This window comes from Paenibacillus sp. CMM36 (assembly GCF_053570945.1).
Genome location: NZ_JBSEDY010000027.1, coordinates 1 through 18,917 on the forward strand (window position 1 = coordinate 1; position 18,917 = coordinate 18,917).

General features: G+C 48.1%; 14 protein-coding genes and 2 pseudogenes. 9 read left to right on the plus strand and 7 right to left on the minus strand.

All coding sequences use genetic code 11. The features are described 5' to 3' along the window. Positions 1–884 (minus strand): transglycosylase domain-containing protein (locus ACWA2B_RS26640; RefSeq protein WP_449292810.1); only part of this gene is annotated, 884 nt, incomplete at its 3' end. A 282-nt stretch (positions 885–1,166) separates the two neighbouring features. Between ACWA2B_RS26640 and speE the strand changes: the two genes are divergently transcribed. Both speE and ACWA2B_RS26650 read left to right on the plus strand, forming a co-directional pair. Beyond that, positions 1,167–1,994, plus strand: coding sequence for a polyamine aminopropyltransferase (gene speE, locus ACWA2B_RS26645; protein WP_029514919.1), 828 nt, complete (start codon positions 1,167–1,169; stop codon positions 1,992–1,994). 271 nt (positions 1,995–2,265) lie between these two features. Next, positions 2,266–3,558: an MFS transporter gene (locus ACWA2B_RS26650; protein ID WP_029514918.1), complete on the plus strand. Its 1,293-nt coding sequence runs from the start codon at positions 2,266–2,268 to the stop codon at positions 3,556–3,558. A 149-nt stretch (positions 3,559–3,707) separates the two neighbouring features. Here the strand turns inward: ACWA2B_RS26650 and ACWA2B_RS26655 are convergent, their stop codons facing one another. From ACWA2B_RS26655 to ACWA2B_RS26670, 4 genes and pseudogenes are all read right to left on the minus strand, one after another. Further along, a complete protein-coding gene (locus ACWA2B_RS26655; RefSeq protein WP_029514915.1) occupies positions 3,708–4,289 on the minus strand; it encodes an LOG family protein in 582 nt (193 codons plus the stop codon). A 13-nt stretch (positions 4,290–4,302) separates the two neighbouring features. After that, positions 4,303–4,617 (minus strand): MazG nucleotide pyrophosphohydrolase domain-containing protein, encoded by a 315-nt coding sequence (locus tag ACWA2B_RS26660; protein ID WP_029514913.1) that lies wholly within the window; start codon positions 4,615–4,617, stop codon positions 4,303–4,305. 206 nt (positions 4,618–4,823) lie between these two features. Beyond that, entirely contained in the window at positions 4,824–6,563 is a 1,740-nt protein-coding gene (locus ACWA2B_RS26665) for an ABC transporter ATP-binding protein (RefSeq protein ID WP_209950348.1), read from the minus strand. Then, positions 6,560–8,315, minus strand: a pseudogene (locus ACWA2B_RS26670) (ABC transporter ATP-binding protein). Before ACWA2B_RS26670 ends, ACWA2B_RS26665 begins: the two are co-directional and overlap by 4 nt. A gap of 153 nt (positions 8,316–8,468) precedes the next feature. On the opposite strand from ACWA2B_RS26670, the gene ACWA2B_RS26675 reads away from it, so the two are divergent. From ACWA2B_RS26675 to argS, 3 genes are all read left to right on the plus strand, one after another. Beyond that, complete coding sequence (locus ACWA2B_RS26675; protein WP_209950358.1) at positions 8,469–9,359, plus strand: LysR family transcriptional regulator; 891 nt, start codon at positions 8,469–8,471, stop codon at positions 9,357–9,359. 92 nt (positions 9,360–9,451) lie between these two features. Then, complete coding sequence (locus tag ACWA2B_RS26680) at positions 9,452–9,886, plus strand: DUF1934 domain-containing protein (RefSeq protein WP_080658551.1); 435 nt, start codon at positions 9,452–9,454, stop codon at positions 9,884–9,886. 2 nt (positions 9,887–9,888) lie between these two features. Next, a complete protein-coding gene (argS, locus tag ACWA2B_RS26685) occupies positions 9,889–11,568 on the plus strand; it encodes an arginine--tRNA ligase (protein ID WP_069011482.1) in 1,680 nt (559 codons plus the stop codon). Between the two features lie 110 nt (positions 11,569–11,678). On the opposite strand, the pseudogene ACWA2B_RS26690 reads toward argS, so the two are convergent. Both ACWA2B_RS26690 and ACWA2B_RS26695 read right to left on the minus strand, forming a co-directional pair. Continuing rightward, positions 11,679–12,540: pseudogene (locus ACWA2B_RS26690) on the minus strand (hypothetical protein). Positions 12,541–12,667: 127 nt separating this feature from the next. Further along, positions 12,668–13,561, minus strand: coding sequence for a LysR family transcriptional regulator (locus tag ACWA2B_RS26695; RefSeq protein WP_029514902.1), 894 nt, complete (start codon positions 13,559–13,561; stop codon positions 12,668–12,670). 202 nt (positions 13,562–13,763) lie between these two features. Here ACWA2B_RS26695 and ACWA2B_RS26700 point away from each other — a divergent pair, with 202 nt between their 5' ends. The 4 genes from ACWA2B_RS26700 to ACWA2B_RS26715 are packed head-to-tail and all read left to right on the plus strand — an operon-like array spanning position 13,764 to position 18,908. Beyond that, entirely contained in the window at positions 13,764–14,762 is a 999-nt protein-coding gene (locus ACWA2B_RS26700; RefSeq protein ID WP_341040373.1) for an ABC transporter ATP-binding protein, read from the plus strand. Between the two features lie 18 nt (positions 14,763–14,780). After that, a complete protein-coding gene (locus ACWA2B_RS26705) occupies positions 14,781–15,851 on the plus strand; it encodes an ABC transporter substrate-binding protein (RefSeq protein WP_069011479.1) in 1,071 nt (356 codons plus the stop codon). Positions 15,852–15,855: 4 nt separating this feature from the next. Further along, complete coding sequence (locus ACWA2B_RS26710) at positions 15,856–17,526, plus strand: ABC transporter permease (RefSeq protein WP_449292811.1); 1,671 nt, start codon at positions 15,856–15,858, stop codon at positions 17,524–17,526. Then, the gene (locus ACWA2B_RS26715; RefSeq protein WP_209950357.1) at positions 17,523–18,908 is read left to right on the plus strand and encodes an MBL fold metallo-hydrolase; all 1,386 of its coding nucleotides are present in this window, start codon (positions 17,523–17,525) and stop codon (positions 18,906–18,908) included. Before ACWA2B_RS26710 ends, ACWA2B_RS26715 begins: the two co-directional genes overlap by 4 nt. The last annotated feature ends 9 nt before the right edge of the window (positions 18,909–18,917 follow it).

An 18,917-nucleotide genomic window follows, 5' to 3' on the forward strand; every position in this document is an offset into this window, starting at 1 on the left:
CCATGCTCAAGCACCCCTTCGCTAATCCCGAGCTGATGTGTCACCAACTGGCGGACGTAATCGCGGAACCAGGGAGCGGTTTCCACTGTCCGACGCTGGCTCTCGGGCCGCAGGGCTAACATTTCCTCATAGGCCTTGGTGGCTTCAGCCGGTGTAATTTTGCCGATAAGCGCCATGGAGTCCAGAACAATTTTCTGCCGATCCTTTGCATTTTTCATATGATTATACGGTGAATAGTAGGTCGGCCCTTTCGGAATACCTGCTAACAGGGCGCTTTCGGCCAAGTCCAGATCCTTTGCGGATTTACCGAAATACATTTGCGAAGCTGCTTCAATGCCATAGGCGCCGTGACCATAGTAAATTTCGTTCAAATACATTTGTAGCAGCTCATTTTTGGTGTACTTCATTTCAAGCTGTGCAGTATAGATGGCCTCCTTGGCCTTGCGCGTCCACGTTTTCTCATGAGATAAGTATAGATTGCGTGCAAGCTGCTGAGTCAGCGTGCTGGCCCCTTGCGACATATCCCAGTGGGTCAGATTAACGATTACCGCCCGGCCCAGACCTTTGAAATCAAAGCCAAAATGATCGTAAAACTTCCGATCTTCCACAGCCAGGGTAGCTGCAATCAAATCGGGTGAAATGTGATCAAGCTGGACCGGAATGGATTCTTTGCCTCCAGCAGAGAAAGTGGCGATGACTTTCCCCTGACTATCGAGCAGACGTGAATTCCGATCCGTATCCGCGAGCGGAAGGCTGGTCGTGTACAAATAGGCGAGCAGGATGCAGGCGGCGATGACCGTCAGGATCGTGAGAGACATCAGTCCTTGAAACAATCGAAGCCAAAGCGGTTTACGCTTGGGGGATCGTCCGGTCGTATCGGTCATCATGCCACCTCCTTCCATAGTTGATGTTCTCAGTATAGTCAATCCGAAAGCGTCTATTCATCAGATACACATACGTGTCTATTTTAAACAAGATTAAATCTCCAAATTGCTTTAGCAGCTCATTCAGGTATCACTTATAATGCAAAAAGTGTGAAATTCCAATGTGTTTGGTACAATAAATATAGCAAACTTGGCGTTTGCGTGTTACTGATATAAGGAAAGTCAACGTTTATGCTACCGGATTGCCGGACACATACTTTGATCAGAAAGAAGGTTGGAATGATGGACTTGTGGTTTACGGAGAAGCAGACTCCCTCTTTCGGTATTACAGCAAAAATCAAACAAACCTACGTCTCTGAGAAAACAGATTTTCAGGATCTGGCTATGATCGAGACAGAGGAATTCGGCAATATGCTTGTTCTGGATGGCATGGTGATGACAACGGTTAAGGATGAATTTGTGTATCACGAAATGGTAGCACATCCAGCTTTGAATACACATCCCAATCCGAAAAAGGTTTTGGTTGTGGGCGGTGGCGATGGCGGCGTTATTCGTGAGGTCATCAAGCACCCTGAAGTGGAAAAGGCTGTATTGGTGGAGATCGACGGTAAGGTGATAGAATATTCCAAGAAATATTTGCCTGAAATCGCAGGAAAGCTGGACGAGCCTAATGTAGAAGTGCTGGTCAATGACGGATACATGCACATTATTGAACACAAAAATGAATACGACGTCATTATGGTCGATTCGACGGAGCCCGTAGGTCCGGCAGCCCCGCTGTTCGAGCGCGGGTTTTACCAAGGTATTTTTGAAGCATTGAAGGAAGACGGTATTTTCGTTGCACAAACGGATAATCCTTGGTTCAAGGCAGATCTGATTCAGAAGGTTAACAAAGATGTGAAGGAAATTTTCCCGATTGTGCGTGTATATGGTGCGAACATTCCAACCTATCCGAGTGGTCTATGGACATTCACGTTGGGTAGTAAGAAGTATGATCCGCTCGAAGTAGACGAAAACCGAATTCCAGAGATGGACACCCGATATTATAGTCCGCGTTTGCACAAAGCGGCGTTTGTACTACCTAAGTTTGTAGAGGATTTAACGAAGTAAACATTTTAAGAAAAAGCGTCTTAGTGGTCTTTATTGCCTGTTTTTGGGCGGAAAGGAGCGCTATAGGCGCTTTTTTGTCTTGAATAAGATTTAAAAATGGCCATGATGCATACTGGACACTGAATTTCCTTTTAAGATAAAAGAAGGAAATTTAAGGGTGTGTATAGAATATACAAAAAACCAGACATTTAACAGATTTGTAATGTCAACAGAGACGGTTTGGTTATGGAAATACATAAATCGGCGATGTACCAAAGAGGGGGAAACTTTTTTGATCAGACGCTCTTTTTATTACCTGTGGGGGTCCCAGACGATCTCCAACGTAGCAGATATCATCTACATGTTGAGTGTAGTGGTATTGGTGTTCAGCTCAAGTAATTCCTTAATGACGACTATTCTAATCCCGCTGTTCCGATTGTCTGCCCAAGTGCTTAGTGGGCTCGTTGCACCAATCGTCCTCGGCCGATTTCGGCTAACACGCGTGTTGCTATTTTCCCAGTTTGGTCAGTTTGTCATTTTTACGCTACTGCTGCTTTATTTGTGGATCGTACCTGAGCAGAGGTCGTTTCTATTTATTTTTGTGATGGTGTTCGGTATGTCTTTTCTGGATGGCTGGACCAATCCTGCGCGTAATGCGCTTGTACCCCGTTTGGCTACGGGTGAAGGGCTAATGCGTGCCAACGGCATGGTGGCGGTCAGTGATCAGGTGGTCAGGTGTGCAGGCTGGGCGCTGAGCGGAATTATTGTGGCTTGGCTGGGTTCCCTGAATACGCTTGTGATTGCATCCTGTTGTTATCTCGTGGCTGTAACTGTCACGTCCTTTATTCGTGATCCGCTGGATCAGAAGGAATTAAGTCTTGAAGCTTCGGATTCCTCGACAAATGCAGTAGAGCCTGCAAAGGCAAAGGAAAAAGGCTCCCATTGGAAAGAGCTTGGGGAAGGCTGGACAATCATTTGGCACAACCGTCGTATTCGTTCTCTGATGATCGTCGATAGCGTGGATAGTATCGGGGGAGTCTCCTGGCTTGGGGTATTTATTCTGGCGTACGTCAGCCAAGTGCTGCATCGGGATGCGAGCTGGTGGGGCTTTATGAATGCGTCCTTTTTTTCGGGCACGATTTTGGGTGGATTGATTGTCGTTGGCTTGGTCAAGCGATTGCAAAAGAACAGCTTTTTGTACATGCTCGGAGCATTGCTGGTGTATGTACTGATTACCATTGTATTTGCGCTGAATACCATCCCCGCTGCTGCGCTTATTCTTTTTGCTGTATCAGGCTTACCTGTTCAGATGGCTGGTATCATTCGCCGCACCTTGCTGCAAACCAGTGCACCGGCAGCCCAGCTGCCCAAAGTGATGGCGGGAATTGATGTGCTTACAAATCTCGCTTTTGGTCTGTCTTTGTTATTCATGGGCTGGTATGCAGACCGTTTCGGTATGGTGCAGGTGTATTTGTTGGCTGCGGCCATGACTACCGTTGCTGTTCTGATCGGCTGGTTCTACCGCAGGGATTTTCAGGAAAGTGAGCAAATGGACCAACCAACCGCTACGGGCGCTGGGATTTAAAATTGGGGTTCCCGTTAGGCGTGACAGCATTCATTGGATGAGTTCAATTTTACAGGAACACCACTGGAATAACGTTGACGGTGGTGTTCCTTTCATATCATATTAAATTAAATGGTATGTCTGTTGAGCAATACGTGCCATTCCTAATGTCAGGTCCGTTTGCTCGTGAGATATGTTTTGACGGCAGGAGGAGTGTAATTTGTAAATTGCTGTAGGATTCCTTGCGAAGTAGTATCCGTAATTACCAACGCACGATATTTTTCCTGCATAAATTGTTCCTCAACCATACGATTAAACAAGGAAATAAGAGGATCGTAATAATGGTTAATATTTAAAAGACCGCATGGCTTTTCATGCAAGCCTAATTGCGCCCATGTGAAAATTTCAAAGTATTCTTCCATTGTACCTGGGCCACCTGGTAAAACAATGAATCCGTCCGCAATCTCTGCCATTTTAGATTTTCGTTCGTGCATGGAATCAACAATGATTAATTCGCTCAGGCCATTATGTGCAATTTCACGGCTTTGCAAAAAGTGAGGGAGTACACCGATGACGTGACCTCCTGCATGAAGTGCCGCGTCAGCCACTGCACCCATTAAACCAACACTTGCTCCTCCATAAATCAGGCTTATTTCCTGTTCGGCAAGTGCCTTGCCCAGAGCAACAGCATGCTCTCGATAAATCTCAGACGCTCCATTACTGGAACCGCAAAAAACAGCAATGCTTTTCATATGAGATTCTCCTTTATGTATATCTTTTTGCAAGTTTTTGCTGGTGTGTTCGAAATATATCCTCCAAGGTGATGTCATACTTGTTGGCGATCACGATGAGATTACCCAGTACGTCTCCAAGTTCTTCAGTTAAATGCTCCCTGTTCTCCTCGAATGAACCATCGATCTCATCAGGCCGGTCTCTGCCGATCTCCAGGGCGCGAATAGCTCTCGCAACCTCCCCGGTTTCCTCTGCCAAGAAACCAATTCGGACGAAGATATCTAAATCAGACCAGTTCCTCTCCTGATAATATTGCTTGACCCACTTTTGAAATTCATTAATATCCATATTCAGCCTCCCAACTGAAACCCATGCATGATGTTGGCTATACAAACCATAAGGTTTAGATGAAACGGAAACGTTTGTTCTCGTTTTATTATATAATATAGGGGGGGATTTATCAAAGAAAAATAAAAAAGCCAATTGCTTAAAAAGCAACCGACCTTTTTTTAAGAACGTTGACCTTACTGATGCGACCGTATCCGGTCAGCCTTTTAAGCCGTAGTAAACTGGCTGTTATAGAGCGAGGCATAATGGCCGCCGCTGGCAAGCAGCCCCTCATGGGTACCACTTTCGACGACATCGCCGTTTTTCATGTATAGAATCAAATCCGCTTCGCGGATGGTCGATAGTCTGTGGGCGATGACAAAGCTGGTGCGTCCGGCAATCATTTTCATAAATGCTTTTTGGATACGCGCTTCTGTCAGAGTGTCTATGCTACTGGTCGCTTCATCCAGGATCAGCATAGGTGGATCGACGAGGATTACCCTCGCGATGGTAAGCAGCTGTTTTTGGCCTTGCGACAGGCTGTCGCCTGACCCGCTGATGACCGTATCGTAGCCATGAGGCAGTCGCTTGATGAAGCTATGCGCATTGGCAGCTGTTGCAGCCGCGATGACTTCTTCGTCCGTGGCTTCCGGCTTCCCGTAAGCGATATTGTCCCGAATGGTTCCGCTGAACAGCCATGTATCTTGAAGCACCATACCAAAGTTAGTCCGCAGGCTGTCCCGGCTCATGTCGTTGATATTCACCCCGTCGATGGATATCGAGCCGCTGTCCACATCGTAAAACCGCATGAGCAGATTGACGAGTGTGGTTTTGCCAGCTCCGGTCTGCCCGACAATGGCCACACGAGTGCCTGGCTTAACTTCTAAACTAAAGTTCGTAATGAGCGTACGTTCCGGGTTATAGGAGAATTTGACATGATCAAAAAGAATCGTGCCTTTGCTGCGCTCCAGCTGTACGGCGTTCGATTTTTCCGGCTGCTCTGGCGGTGAGTCCAAAATCGCAAATATGCGCTGAGCAGAAGCCGTGGCTGCCTGGAACTGGGTGAGAACACCCGTAATTTCATTAAAGGGCTTGGCGAACAAATTGGTATAAATCAGAAAGCTCGACAATCCACCTACCGAGATCCCACCCAAAATGATGGAGATACAACCAATCATGGCGGTGACTGAAAAAGTCATGTTGTTCACCAATCGGGTGGAGGGGTTGGACAATGATCCGTAAAACTGTGATTTCACCCCGGCTTGATACAATTGTTCGTTTCTGGCGGAAAATTCCTCAAGCGAGCGGTTTTCATAATGAAAAGCAGTAACTACCCGTTGCCCGCCGATCATTTCTTCCACGTAACCGTTCAGGCTTCCTAAAATTTTGGCCTGTTCGCGGAACATACGCTGTGACCTTGTCGTAATGAACCGTGCCACACCGTATGTGATCGGGGCAGACACCAATACGACCAACGTCATGATCGGACTGATATACAGCATGAGTACAATGGAGCCTATAATCGTAATAATCCCGGTAATCAAGGTGGAAAATCCTTGCAGCAATCCATCCGACACAGCATCCATATCGTTCACGAAACGGCTAATGCTGTCTCCTTGCGGATGAGTGTCATGAAAGCTTAACGGAAGGATATTAAAATGATCAAATAACTCCCGCCGCATATCATTTACGGTCTGAAAAGCAATACGGTTCGTCAAATACGTGAGTAGCCAGCTAAACAGACTGCCTACAACATATACAATGCCTAATCCAGCTAGAATCTGTGCAATACCTTTAAAATTCACTGCTCCCTTATCCACCATGTGGTCGATAGCTTGACCAATCATGTAGGGTCCGATCAGACTGGCAAGCACGCTGAGAATCGCACTGACGATGACCCAAAATGTTGTTGTTTTATATTGACCGACATAGGTTAACAATCTTCTCCAGGTTTCCTTGCCACTCATTGGTCCACCTCCTGCGTTGAGAGCTGGGAGCGATTAATTTCCTGATATACCTCCGAGCTGCTCATCAACTGATCATGTGTGCCGATTCCGACAATCCGGCCTTCATCAAATACAATGATTTTATCAGCATGCTGTACGCTGCTTACTCGTTGCGAGACCAGTAGGACAGTCATGCGGGTGCTTTTTTCCCGTAGCGATTTCCGGAGGGCGGCGTCAGTTGCAAAATCAAGTGCGCTTGAGGAATCGTCCAAAATCAGAATTTCCGGATTGCCTACAATAGCTCTGGCAATGGTAAGTCGCTGTTTTTGTCCTCCCGATAGATTAAGTCCTCCTCGGGTGATCGGGGCATCGAATTTTTCCGGCAAGTTAGAAATAAATTCATCCGCTTGCGCGATTGCTGCGGCTTGAGCGACTTCCTCGTCGGTGGCGTGTTCATGTCCCCAACGGATATTATCCGCTATCGTCCCAGTGAACAGCAGCGCCTTCTGAGGAACAATACCGATTTTCTGCCGCAATTGCTCAAGCTTATACTGCCGAACGTCGATGCCGTCAACCTGCACACGACCCTCTACCGCATCATAGAAACGGGGAATGAGATTCACAAAAGTGGATTTCCCCGAACCTGTCCCTCCGATGATGCCGACCGTCTCACCGGGATAGATGTTTACGACTACATCACTAAGTGCCAGTTGTCCTGTCTTATTGTATCCAAAGGAAACATGATCAAAAGAGATGGCTGGTACAGCGCCATGCCCACTTGTTCCCTCCCTGTCTATAGATGTAGAAGTAGCAGCAGTGTCGGAAATCGAAGCTTGCGTGTCTAGGACCTCCTGAATCCGCGCTGCTGAAGTGGCAGCCTTGGTGAACAAAATAATTAAATTGGTCACCACAATCAGAGCTAATAAAATTTGCGTAATGTAATTAATAAAGGCAATAATCTCCCCTTGTGTAAGTGATCCATATTGGATATGGATGCCGCCGATCCACAGGATTGCAATAATAGCTCCGTTTACCACCAGCAAGGTGGCAGGGCTTAGCAAAGCAGAAATACGTCCGACACGAATAGCGGTCTGAGTCAGGTCATCCGAAGCGGCCTTGAATTTAACTCGCTCAGCGCCTCTTTTGGCAAATGCGCGTATGACCCGTACGCCTGTAAGATTTTCGCTAAGTACCAGAGCGATTTTATCGAGTTTTTTTTTGATACCGACGATACAGTGGTGAAGCCTTCGTAATGACCACATACAGGATCAAAGCTAGAACCGGTGTAGCCGCCAACAGCACCAAAGCCAGGCGGAAATCCAGGATCATGGACATGATAATAGCCCCGATACAAATAAAAGGAGCACGAATGACCAGACGAATCAGCATCGCTACAGCCGTTTGGAGTTGATTGACATCATTCGTAATCCGGTTGATGAGCGAGGGCGTACCGAACTTATCGAGATCAGCATAAGAAAACGATGAAATATGTTTAAACATCGTATTGCGCAGCGTAGTCCCGAATCCTTGGGAGGCACGGGCTGCGTAAAACTGACACACTAATGAACTGCCAAAGCCCAGTATAGTCATGAGTAACATCAAAAGACCCATCTGCCAAACATAATGGGTGTCTCCTTTACCTACACCATGATTGATCATTAAGGCAACCATAGTGGGCAGCAATAGTTCCAAGATGGCCTCAATCAGTTTAAATAGAGGCCCAAGAATCGTTTCCTTTTTATAGGGTTTCAAAAAAACAGCAAATTTCAGCAAATAAACCATCACCTAACCTAAATAATGTATATAGCCTCATGCCGCAATAGCATATCTGAATTTGATTATGTCATATCCCCAACCATATGAATAATATTTAATATATATTAGAGGTATAGGTTTTACATATATCAGTACCGGAGGGCCATAATGATGGAATTGAGACATCTCAAGTATTTTTTGGCGATCGCAGAGGCCGGACAGATTACAGCGGCAGCCAAAAAGCTGCAAATCGCACAGCCTCCCTTAAGTCAGCAGCTCATGCAACTGGAGGAAGAGCTTGGTGTAAAGCTCGTGCATCGAGGCTCGCGAAGCATCCAGTTGACGGAGGCCGGCATCATTTTACAGAATAGGGCCAAGCAGATTCTGGAGCTGACAGATGCCACAACGAGAGAAATTAACGATTTTGCCTTGGGGATGAAGGGTACGCTTACCATTGGAACGGTCTCCTCTTCCGGCGCAGCCCTAATGAAAGACAGGCTTTCCGAATTTCATAAAACCTATGCGGGTGTAAAATTTGAAATTCATGAGGGAAATACCTTTAGGATTCTCGATCTTTTGAACAAAGGAATTGTCGAGGTCGGTATCGTCAGAACCCCTTTTAATACCACTGATTTAGGGTGCAGATATGCGTCCTCCGAACCGATGATCGCAGTGATGACAGAAGAACATGACTGGAACCCCGAACAGAAGACCATCCCGTTGTCTGGCTTGAAAAACAGGCCGCTCATCGTATATCGCCGCTTTGAACAATTGATCCACGATACCTGTATAAAGCATGGCTTTGAGCCAAATTTCTTTTGCAAAAACGATGATGCTCGCACCACGCTTCATTGGGCTAATGAAGGGCTGGGGATCGGTATGATTTCGCGGTCTGCGTTGTCACTCGGAAGCAATAACCAGTTAATCGTTAAGGAAATTATGTGTGAAGAATTGCATACACGTGTGGCGGCTGTCTGGATGAAGGATAAATACATGTCTTCTCTAGCCTCTCGATTCATTGAAAGTTTTAGCCAAGCATCTGATGGAGCTGACTTAAGGTAGCTAAATTTTTTGGATGAAAGCATCTTTTTGTAAAAACTCATTTGAATTGCAATCGGGAACTGGATATAGTAGTACAGTAGGATAGCAATAGAATGGAGTTTGAATACATGCCACATAATGCAAAGGTCCGAATCCGTCTTCATAGTCATCATGACGGAGAAGATGTGGTACAGGAACTTCCCGGAGAAGCGATTGTGCGTGGGAAGCATCTATATATAAGGTACGATGAGCCGCAAGAAAGTCCTGAGGGCGGTACGACACGGAACACAGTCAAGATCGGACCGGATGAGCTAAAGCTGATTCGTCACGGTGAGGTACAATCAGAGCAGTCGTTTGCGCTGGGACGCAGGTTGCCTGGATTTTACCGCTCGCCTTATTTAAACCTGAACATGTCTGCGCATACGCAGAAGCTTGATATTCGGATGGATGGATTCAGCGGACATGTGAGCTGGACCTATGATCTGTACGTATTTGAGGATTTCTCGGGGCATTTTGCCATCAGTTTGCATATACAGGAGGAGCAATAATCATGACAAGCAATCCACTGGAACTTATTAATCAAAAGGTGACTTTAGCAATCGAGGCGGCGGTGCTGGCTGCCGGAATCGTGAGCCGCGAAGAGCTGCCGACCATTACGCTGGAGGTGCCCAAGGACAAGTCACACGGTGATTTGGCTACCAACGTTGCGATGCAGCTCACCCGCATTGCGAAGAAGAACCCACGGCAAATCGCTGAAGACTTAATCGCGAATATGGATTTAGCTTCCGCTTCTATTGAAAGTGCGGAAATCGCTGGACCGGGTTTTATTAACTTCCGCCTGAACAAGAGCTACCTGTACGCAGTCATTGGACAAGTGCAGGAGCAGGGGGCAGATTACGGGCGTATACAGGAAGGTGCAGGCAAAAAGGTACAAATCGAGTTTGTCAGCGCCAATCCGACAGGTAGCCTTCACTTAGGTCATGCACGTGGTGCAGCCGTAGGGGATGCTCTTTGCAACGTGCTTGATTTTGCCGGATACAAAGTAACTCGTGAATACTACATTAATGATGCGGGCAACCAGATTTACAACATGAGCCGCTCTATTGAAGCGCGTTATTTGCAGGAGCTGGGACAGCCTGCGGAGATGCCGGAGGATGGTTACCATGGTGAGGATATCATCGGGTTTGCCAAGGAACTGGTGGCCGAAAAGGGCGATTCTCTGTTGTCCATGGAACCGGGAGATCGTGCTGCTTATTTCCGTGACTACGGTCTGGAAAAGGAACTAAACAAGATTAAGCGTGATCTGGAGCTGTTCCGTGTACCTTTTGACTCCTGGTTCAGCGAAACGTCGCTGTATGAAAATGGTGAAGTGCTTAAAGCGCTGAATGAGCTGCGTGACCGTGAAGAGATTTACGAGAAGGACGGAGCTACATGGCTGAATACGACCAAGTACGGCGACGATAAAGACCGTGTCTTGATCAAAAATGACGGTACATATACGTACCTGACCCCGGATATCGCTTACCATCGCGATAAATATGCTCGTGGGTATGACACGATCATCAACATTTGGGGAGCGGATCACCATGGCTATATTCCACGGATGAAGGCAGCAATGGAAGCACTGGGTAATGACCCGGATAAGCTTAAAGTGTTGATTGCCCAAATGGTCAGCTTGTTCCAAAATGGGGAAAAAGTAAAAATGTCCAAACGTACTGGCAAGGCCGTGACGATGGAAGATCTGATGGAAGAAGTGGGTGTAGACGCGATCCGTTACTTCTTCACTATGCGCAGCATGGATTCGCACCTGGATTTTGACATGGATTTGGCGATTTCCACTTCCAATGAGAATCCAGTATTCTACGTACAATATGCGCACGCACGTGCATGCAGCGTATATCGTCAAGCTGAAGAGCAGGGGATTGCTGTGCTGCCGTTGGCGGAAGTTGACTTGTCCAAGCTGACGGCTGAGCATGAATACGATTTGCTCCGCAAAATCGGCGAGCTGCCGGAGGAAGTATCGGTGGCGGCTGCAAACTTTGCACCACACCGTATGATTCGCTATGTCTACGAGCTGGCTTCATTGTTCCACAGCTACTATAAGGCAGAGCGCGTCATTACAGAGGATGCCGCTCAAACGCAGGCACGCTTGGCGTTGTTTGGTGCGGTGCGCACGACCATTGCCAACGTACTGAAGCTGGTGGGCGTGTCTGCACCGGAACGTATGTAAGCAAGCAACTTTAACATCATGACCTTGTAGTCATATAAATAATAATAAAAGGAACCGAGGCGCCACTCTCAACAGGTTGGCGCCTCGGTTCCTTTTTATGTTGGATTAGCTTAGTAGCGTTCCAGTACCAAATTCGTTTTCAGGGAATCGGCGGGAACCAGCCATCCTTTGGATTGCAACAGGTTCATCAGCTTGGTGCGGTTGCTGGCGGCAACACTGTAATCCGAGGTTTTGAAGGAGATTTCGATAATATTTTCTGTACCTGATCCGTTTGCGCTGCGAATAGGCCATATTTCAACGTCGGTATCCAGTCCCTGAAAGCTACCTTCATATTTGCTGACCTGTACCGGACCGCGTACTCTGGAGTCTGCCAGAGTTTTCTTGCCCCAGTTGCTGGATTTCCAGTTTTGCAGCTTGCCCGGAAGATTATCCTGTAGTTGCTTTAATGCTTGATCTGGGGAAGGCAGAGCCAATCCTTTGGAGGCGTTTGTTTTTTTATCATTGGAAAAACTTAGTGTTTGCTTGCTGTATCCCCAATCCACCTCAGCCTCATAATTATCATCAGATGCGCTGAACCCTTCTTTATTCGCTTGGGTGAGCGCCGCGTCGATATTTCCATTTGTGACCGTATAGCGCTTTTTGTAGGTTAATTCATAATTTTTTTTTGTCCTCTTTTTTGCGAAACCTCACGTTCCAGCCCTCGTCATTTAATTGCAATGAATTTGTATCAAAATACTCGACGCTCAATCGTTGTGCATCGTCGCTAATTTGAAACTCGTTCACGATGCCACTTTTTAATGAGCCATCCGCATTGAGCACCTGAGCCGTATCCAGTAGTAGCTTCACCTCATAGCTTGGTGTGGCATTGGCGGCAGCTTGTACCGGTTCTGCTCCTTTCCATCCTGTTACGAGCAGTACTGCACTCAGAGTTACTACCGACATCAATTGGGTGATACGAAGGCCTGTTTTCATTTCATCCTCTCCTGTTCGTCCGAATAGGTTACACGCTACACTTTACGGGTGTATTGTCAGTCGTATGTCAAAGCAAGAGGGTACTCCGGTAAAAAAAAAGACATAATTTCTATATGACAGGTAAGATTTAATCTTGGTTCCATGATAAATATTCGGTGAATCTGTGAATGAGCGCCGAGCGATGGCGGTCTTTGTTGCTGACCATATAAATATACCGCTCAACAGACTGCCCCGGAATAGGTCTTACAACCAGTAAGCCCCGCTCAACCTCTGACTGAACGGCAATGCGAGAGACAAAGGAGATGTGTTCTCCCAGCATAACCGCCTGTTTGATGGCTTCCAGTGAATCCAACTCCAGATAGGAGGGAAGTCGCCGACTCCCACGCTCCAGCCATTTGTCGGTCACGTGGCGTGTGCTGGAATCCTTGCCATGTAATACGAAGGAGGAAGAAGCGATAAGCTCGGGTGTCAAATCGGTTTCGTTGGCGAGCGGATGAGTGGGTGAGCAGATGAGCATCAGTTCATCTTCGCCCAAGGATTCTGAGAGTAGCGTTGGGGATTGAAACGGCTCTGCCGAAATGATGCCAAGATCAATTTCGTGACGAGCGAGCATGTCCTTGATCACGGGCGCAGTTTTCACAGACAAGGCGATGTGAATGCCCGGATGCTCACGGGCAAAGCGGTGCAACACAGCAGGAAGCAAGTAGGTAGCGGGTACATAGCTTGCGCCAATACGTATGCTTCCCCGCTGGAGCGTATCGAACTCGCGGACGACTCGCTCAGCTTCGGCAGCCAGTGCATTAATTTTGCTGGCATAGTGCAGTAGCGCATTTCCAGCATCCGTCAGGATGATTTTGCCCATGCGTGTGTCAAACAGCTTTACGCCGAATTCACGCTCCAGATTTTTCATATGAAAAGTAACAGTGGGTTGCTTTAGGCCAAGAAGCTCGGCGACCGTGGTAATTTTATGGTGCTTATTCAGCAGTTCTACAATATGTAACTTTAGAAGACTTAAATTCACTTAGAATGCCTCGCTTTCAGGTTAATCGAACAATCATGCCTATTTGTAGGGGTAGCAGCATCAATCCCCTCTATATAGATTAAATCTATGAGTGTTAACACAATTCATTGAAATAATTAATTTTGTTTTAACTTTCCAATAACACAGCTTGCGAATTCAAGTTTTACACTGGGGTCAGTCAGAAGAACAGGCAGGTAATGCGATGAATCAGGATCTGTATATTCACGGATTAAGTAAGACCTTCAGCCAAATAACAGCGCTGCATGAGACGAATCTGGTCGTACGCCGGGGCAAATTCACAACACTGCTCGGACCGTCCGGCTGTGGGAAAACAACGCTCTTGCGCTTGATTGCTGGTCTGGAGACACCGGATACCGGCACAATCACGATGGGAGAGGAAATTCTTTTTTCGGCTGAACGCAAAAAGGATATTCCCGCCCATCTCCGCCACTTTGGTATGGTCTTTCAGGATTTCGCTCTGTGGCCGCATATGACGGTGTTTGAAAATGTGGCCTTCGGCCTGCGTGCGGGCAAGCGGGGGAAAGGGTTTGCCAGCGCCCGAGACAAGGAACTGCGGACAGTGGTGCTGGAGGCGCTCGACATGGTCAGATTGTCAGGGATGGAGGATCGGTATCCTCATCAGCTGTCCGGTGGTCAGCAGCAGCGGGTTGCCTTCGCAAGAGCGGTTGCTATCCGGCCTCGACTGGTGTTGTTCGACGAGCCTCTCAGTGCGCTGGATGCGGTGCTACGGGAGGAGATGCGCATTGAGATGTTGTCGCTTGTGCGCGATCTGGGGCTGACCGCCCTATATGTCACCCATGATCAGATCGAGGCCATGTCCATGTCTGATGAAGTGGTTGTTATGAAAAGTGGACATATTTTGCAGACCGGAACACCAGAGGTGATCTACGGTTGCCCAGCTCATCCAGAGGTGGCGAGGTTTATCGGCAAATCCAACTGGCTGGAGTTGGAACGGACACTATTTCGTCCTGAACATGTCCGTTGGGAACAGGAGCAAGCGGATCAGCACGCTTTTACAGTAGAGATCCTGCATGTCAGCTATGTCGGCGATCGTTATGAAATTCGTATACTAGCCGAGAGCGGCGAGCAATGGACTGCATATCATTCCATCCGCTTGCCCATAGGTCAACAAATGAACATTTGGGTATCACCGCAACACATCCACCAACTTGAAGCATAGGGAAAAGGGGTATATAAGATGATGAATAGGCATGTTTTTCGTACAGGATGGAAAAAAGGGACGATGCTCGCATTAACCTTGACTTTTGGACTCGCTGTGGCGGGTTGCGGAACAGCAACGCCAACCAAGGATGGGGCGCCAGCTAATGGATCAGCAGGACAAGCGGAGGCGGCATCCACCGATCAGAAGTTGGTGGTCTACAGCGCAGGCCCGGATGGACTGGCGAAAAAGCTGATAGCAGGATATGAGGCGCAGAGCGGAGTGAAGGTAGAGTTGTTCCAGGGAACGACAGGAAAAATTTTGGCCCGTATGGAAGCCGAGAAGACAAATCCGGTAGCGGACGTGGTTGTGCTGGCATCGCTTCCGTCTGTACAAGGCTTGAAAAAGGAAGGACTAACACTGCCTTACCCGGATGCCAAAAACGCGGACAAGCTAAATCCAGACTGGTCCGATAAGGAGGGCAACTACTTCAGTACCAGTGCTTCTGCTCTGGGCATTGCGTATAACACAAAGCTGGTGAAAACACCACCAACTTCATGGGCCGATTTAGCGAAGCCTGAGTACAAGGATCAGGTTAATATTCCCGATCCATCCCTGTCCGGCTCAGCGTTGGATTTTATGACAGGCTATCTGAGCGCCAAGGGCGATGGAGGCTGGACGTTGTTCGAGCAGTACAAGGCTAACGGTGTTGCTATGGCTGGTGCCAATCAGGAAGCGCTGGACCCCGTGATTACCGGAGCTAAAGGTATAGTCGTTGCTGCAGTCGATTACATGACCTACAAGGCTAAAGCCAAAGGCGAGCCGATTGACATCGTCTATCCAACAGAGGGAACCGTCATCAGCCCACGTCCTGCTGCAATTCTCAGGTCAACGCAGCATGAGCAGAATGCCAAGGCATTTATTGACTATCTGTTGTCGGACGACGCACAGAAACTAGTAGCGGATGCCTCCTTACTCCCGGGCCGCACGGATATCAAAGCTGACAAGCGTGCCAATCTGGACGAGATCCCATTGCTGAAGACCAATTGGGAATGGATGGGCGAACATGGATCAGACGTGACAGAGAAGTTCACGCAAATGTTCAAATAAGCCGATGAGAGGCTTATCCGTTAAACACATCAGAGCGTGGTGTCTGACGCTGGCTCTGATCGCGCTTCTTTTCTTGATTGTGATGCCGTTGCTGCAAATCTTTATCCAAAGTGTGTATGTTGATGAAGAATTTCAGTGGGATGCACCTTTTCGAACGTTAGCTGCTTCACCATTTGCGGGAGTGCTATTCAGCTCGATTTGGCTAGGTATCTGTGTGATTGCAGGAACAACGGTACTTGCACTTCCGCTAGCCTGGATCATGTCCAACACTCGTCTTGCGCACTGGCGCTGGTTGGATGTCGTGCTGCTAATTCCGTTTATGACCCCGCCCTATATCGGGTCCATGGGCTGGATTCTGTTTATGCAAAAAAACGGATATCTGGAGCAGTTGTTCCCGGACCTGTATTTCTTAACGCCATCCTTCTTTAGCCTTGGTGGCATGGTGATGATCATGAGCCTACATCTATTTCCATTCCTGTACCTGCTGCTGCGCGGGGCGCTGGTGAGGATTGGCGGGAGTCTGGAGGAGGCGGGTGCCGTAATGGGCGGCGGCTTTCTGTACAGATTCCGTCGAATCATTTTACCGCTGCTGCTTTCAACTTACGGAATGGGCGCGCTGCTCATTTTCGTTAAAACGATTGCCGAGTTTGGCACCCCCGCTACCTTTGGGCGACGTATCGGGTATGAGGTCATGACTTCAGAAATCCACAAATACATTTCTAGCTGGCCCATAGATTTTAGCAAAGCGACCTCGATGGCCTCGGTGCTGTTAACCGCCTGCCTGCTCATGTGGTATGCGCAGTCGGTGATCAACCGGAAGTTTACGTATAGGCTGGTAGGTGGTAAAGGTTCGCGTCCGTCCCGTCTTCGTATATCCGGTTGGACTACGGGGCTGAGTGTTGCATTCATTCTATTGTTGCTCATTGCGTCCATTGGCATTCCTTATTTTTCAATTCTTTCAGCCTCGACGATGAAGCTGAGGGGAATGGGACTTGCCTGGGATAATTTGACGCTCGACTCTTACAAGGAACTGCTGTCTTGGGGATCAGAGAGTATGGAGGCGCTCCTGAACAGCGTATTTCTCTCTTTGGGCGCATCGACGCTTGCTGTGGTGCTGGGCACTTGGTTTGCACTTGTCATTGGCGGCTCACGCACAAGAATCCAACGGACGGTTGATGCATTTAGTTTGCTTCCGAATACGGTGCCGGGAATTGTTATGGTGGTGGGCCTGATTTTGTGGTGGAACTCACCATGGATGCCGATCCCGTTGTATAACACATACGGTATGGTCATTCTGACGTATGTTATCTTGTTTGTTCCTTATACGGTGCAGTATGTCAAAAGCGCCTTTACACAGGTGGACGCTGGCCTTTTTCAGGCGGGGCAGGTATTTGGCGGGCGACCGTCTTATATATTCCGCCGGATTGTACTGCCGCTGATTGTACCGGGAATGCTCGCTGGTTGGATGATGACATTTACCATTGCTTCACGCGAATTGGTAGGATCATTACTGATTTTGCCACCATCCGTTCAGACGTCAGCAACCTACATATTTGCACAATTTGAACAGGGACAGGTGTCGCTTGGGATGGCGATGGCTGTCATATCGGTCGGAATGACCACGTTGCTACTGATCTTAATGGAAAGCTTAAACTCGCGAAGAAAGTGGAAATAATCATGACCAAGCTTAGGATTTGGGGAGGGGCGGGCGAACATGGCCGTTCCTGCTATGTTTTTGAAGGAAAACAGCATCGCGTCATGCTGGATTGTGGCGTGAAAAAGGAAGGAACCGGACAATACCCGGTTTTCCCACCGCAGGAGGCGGAGAGACTGACCACTGTATTGCTGTCTCATGCACATGAGGATCATTCCATGGCACTCCCCCTACTGTACAAGTATGGATACCAGGGGGAGGTCTGGACGACCAAGGCCACTGCTGAGCAGTTAGGCTCCTATTTTCGCTCCTGGCATACTTATGTTGAATCAAGAGGAGCAGAACTGCCATACGACGAACAGAACATCCAATCCATTGCTTATCGCTATCTCGAAGATGAGGCGCCAGCAGGAGAGTGGGTTGAGGCTTGTCCGGGTATGAGAATTATGTGGGGACGCAGTGGACATTTGGCTGGTGCAGTATGGTATGTGGTAGAAATGGAAGGGAAGCGGTTGTTTTTTTCTGGAGATTACAGCCGCGAATCTGAGCTTCTTGCAGCCGATGCGCCAGACTTGGGTGTTGGGGAGGGGCCGCATGACCTGCCTGAATGGAAGTCAGAGCCCAATCTAGCGGACATATCCATTATGGACAATGCGTATGGCATGGATATAGACCCGCAGCCTGTTAAGCTGGAGCGGCTGAGGGTCGAGATGGAGCGGATACTATGGTCTGGTGGCCATGTGTTGTTGCCGGTGCCTGCCTTTGGCAGAGGACAGGACATGATCGTATGGGCTAGTGAGCAATTCCCTGAACAGGCAATGATTGTAGAGCACGACATATGGCAGGGATTGAAACAGTTAAACCGCTGGAAAGAATGGCTGCGTCCGGAAGCTCTAGCGCGAATAAAACATGTGCTAAACAGTGACAGGGTCTTCGTGCCTCGTGATGCTGCGGAACGAGTGAGTCTGCTGGAACAGAACCCAACGGCTATTATCATAACAAGAGACGGCATGATGGATTCCCCACAGGCGCGCTGGTACTATCAGTATCTATCGGATAACCGCAACATGGGGGAGGGTAATGATAGCGGAGAAAGAATCAGCAACAGTGTTATATTGACCGGGCATGCTCCACATGGTTCTTTTGGCAAATATCTGTTGGAACGTGTGGATCAAAATAACAGCTGTGTAGCTCGGCATTTGATTTATAAGGTGCATCAGGGATTATCAGATGTGCGGCAAATGCTGAAGGAGCTGCCTAGCAAACAGGTTGTACTCGTTCATGCGCCGAAGCTGCAGACTGACCTGGTACGAGATGAGTTGATAAGAGAAGAAAATAGTGGATGTGAAGGTCCTTCCAGAAAAGTTCACTCTCTGGAGCCAGGCGATACACTAGAGGTTTAGCATCACATC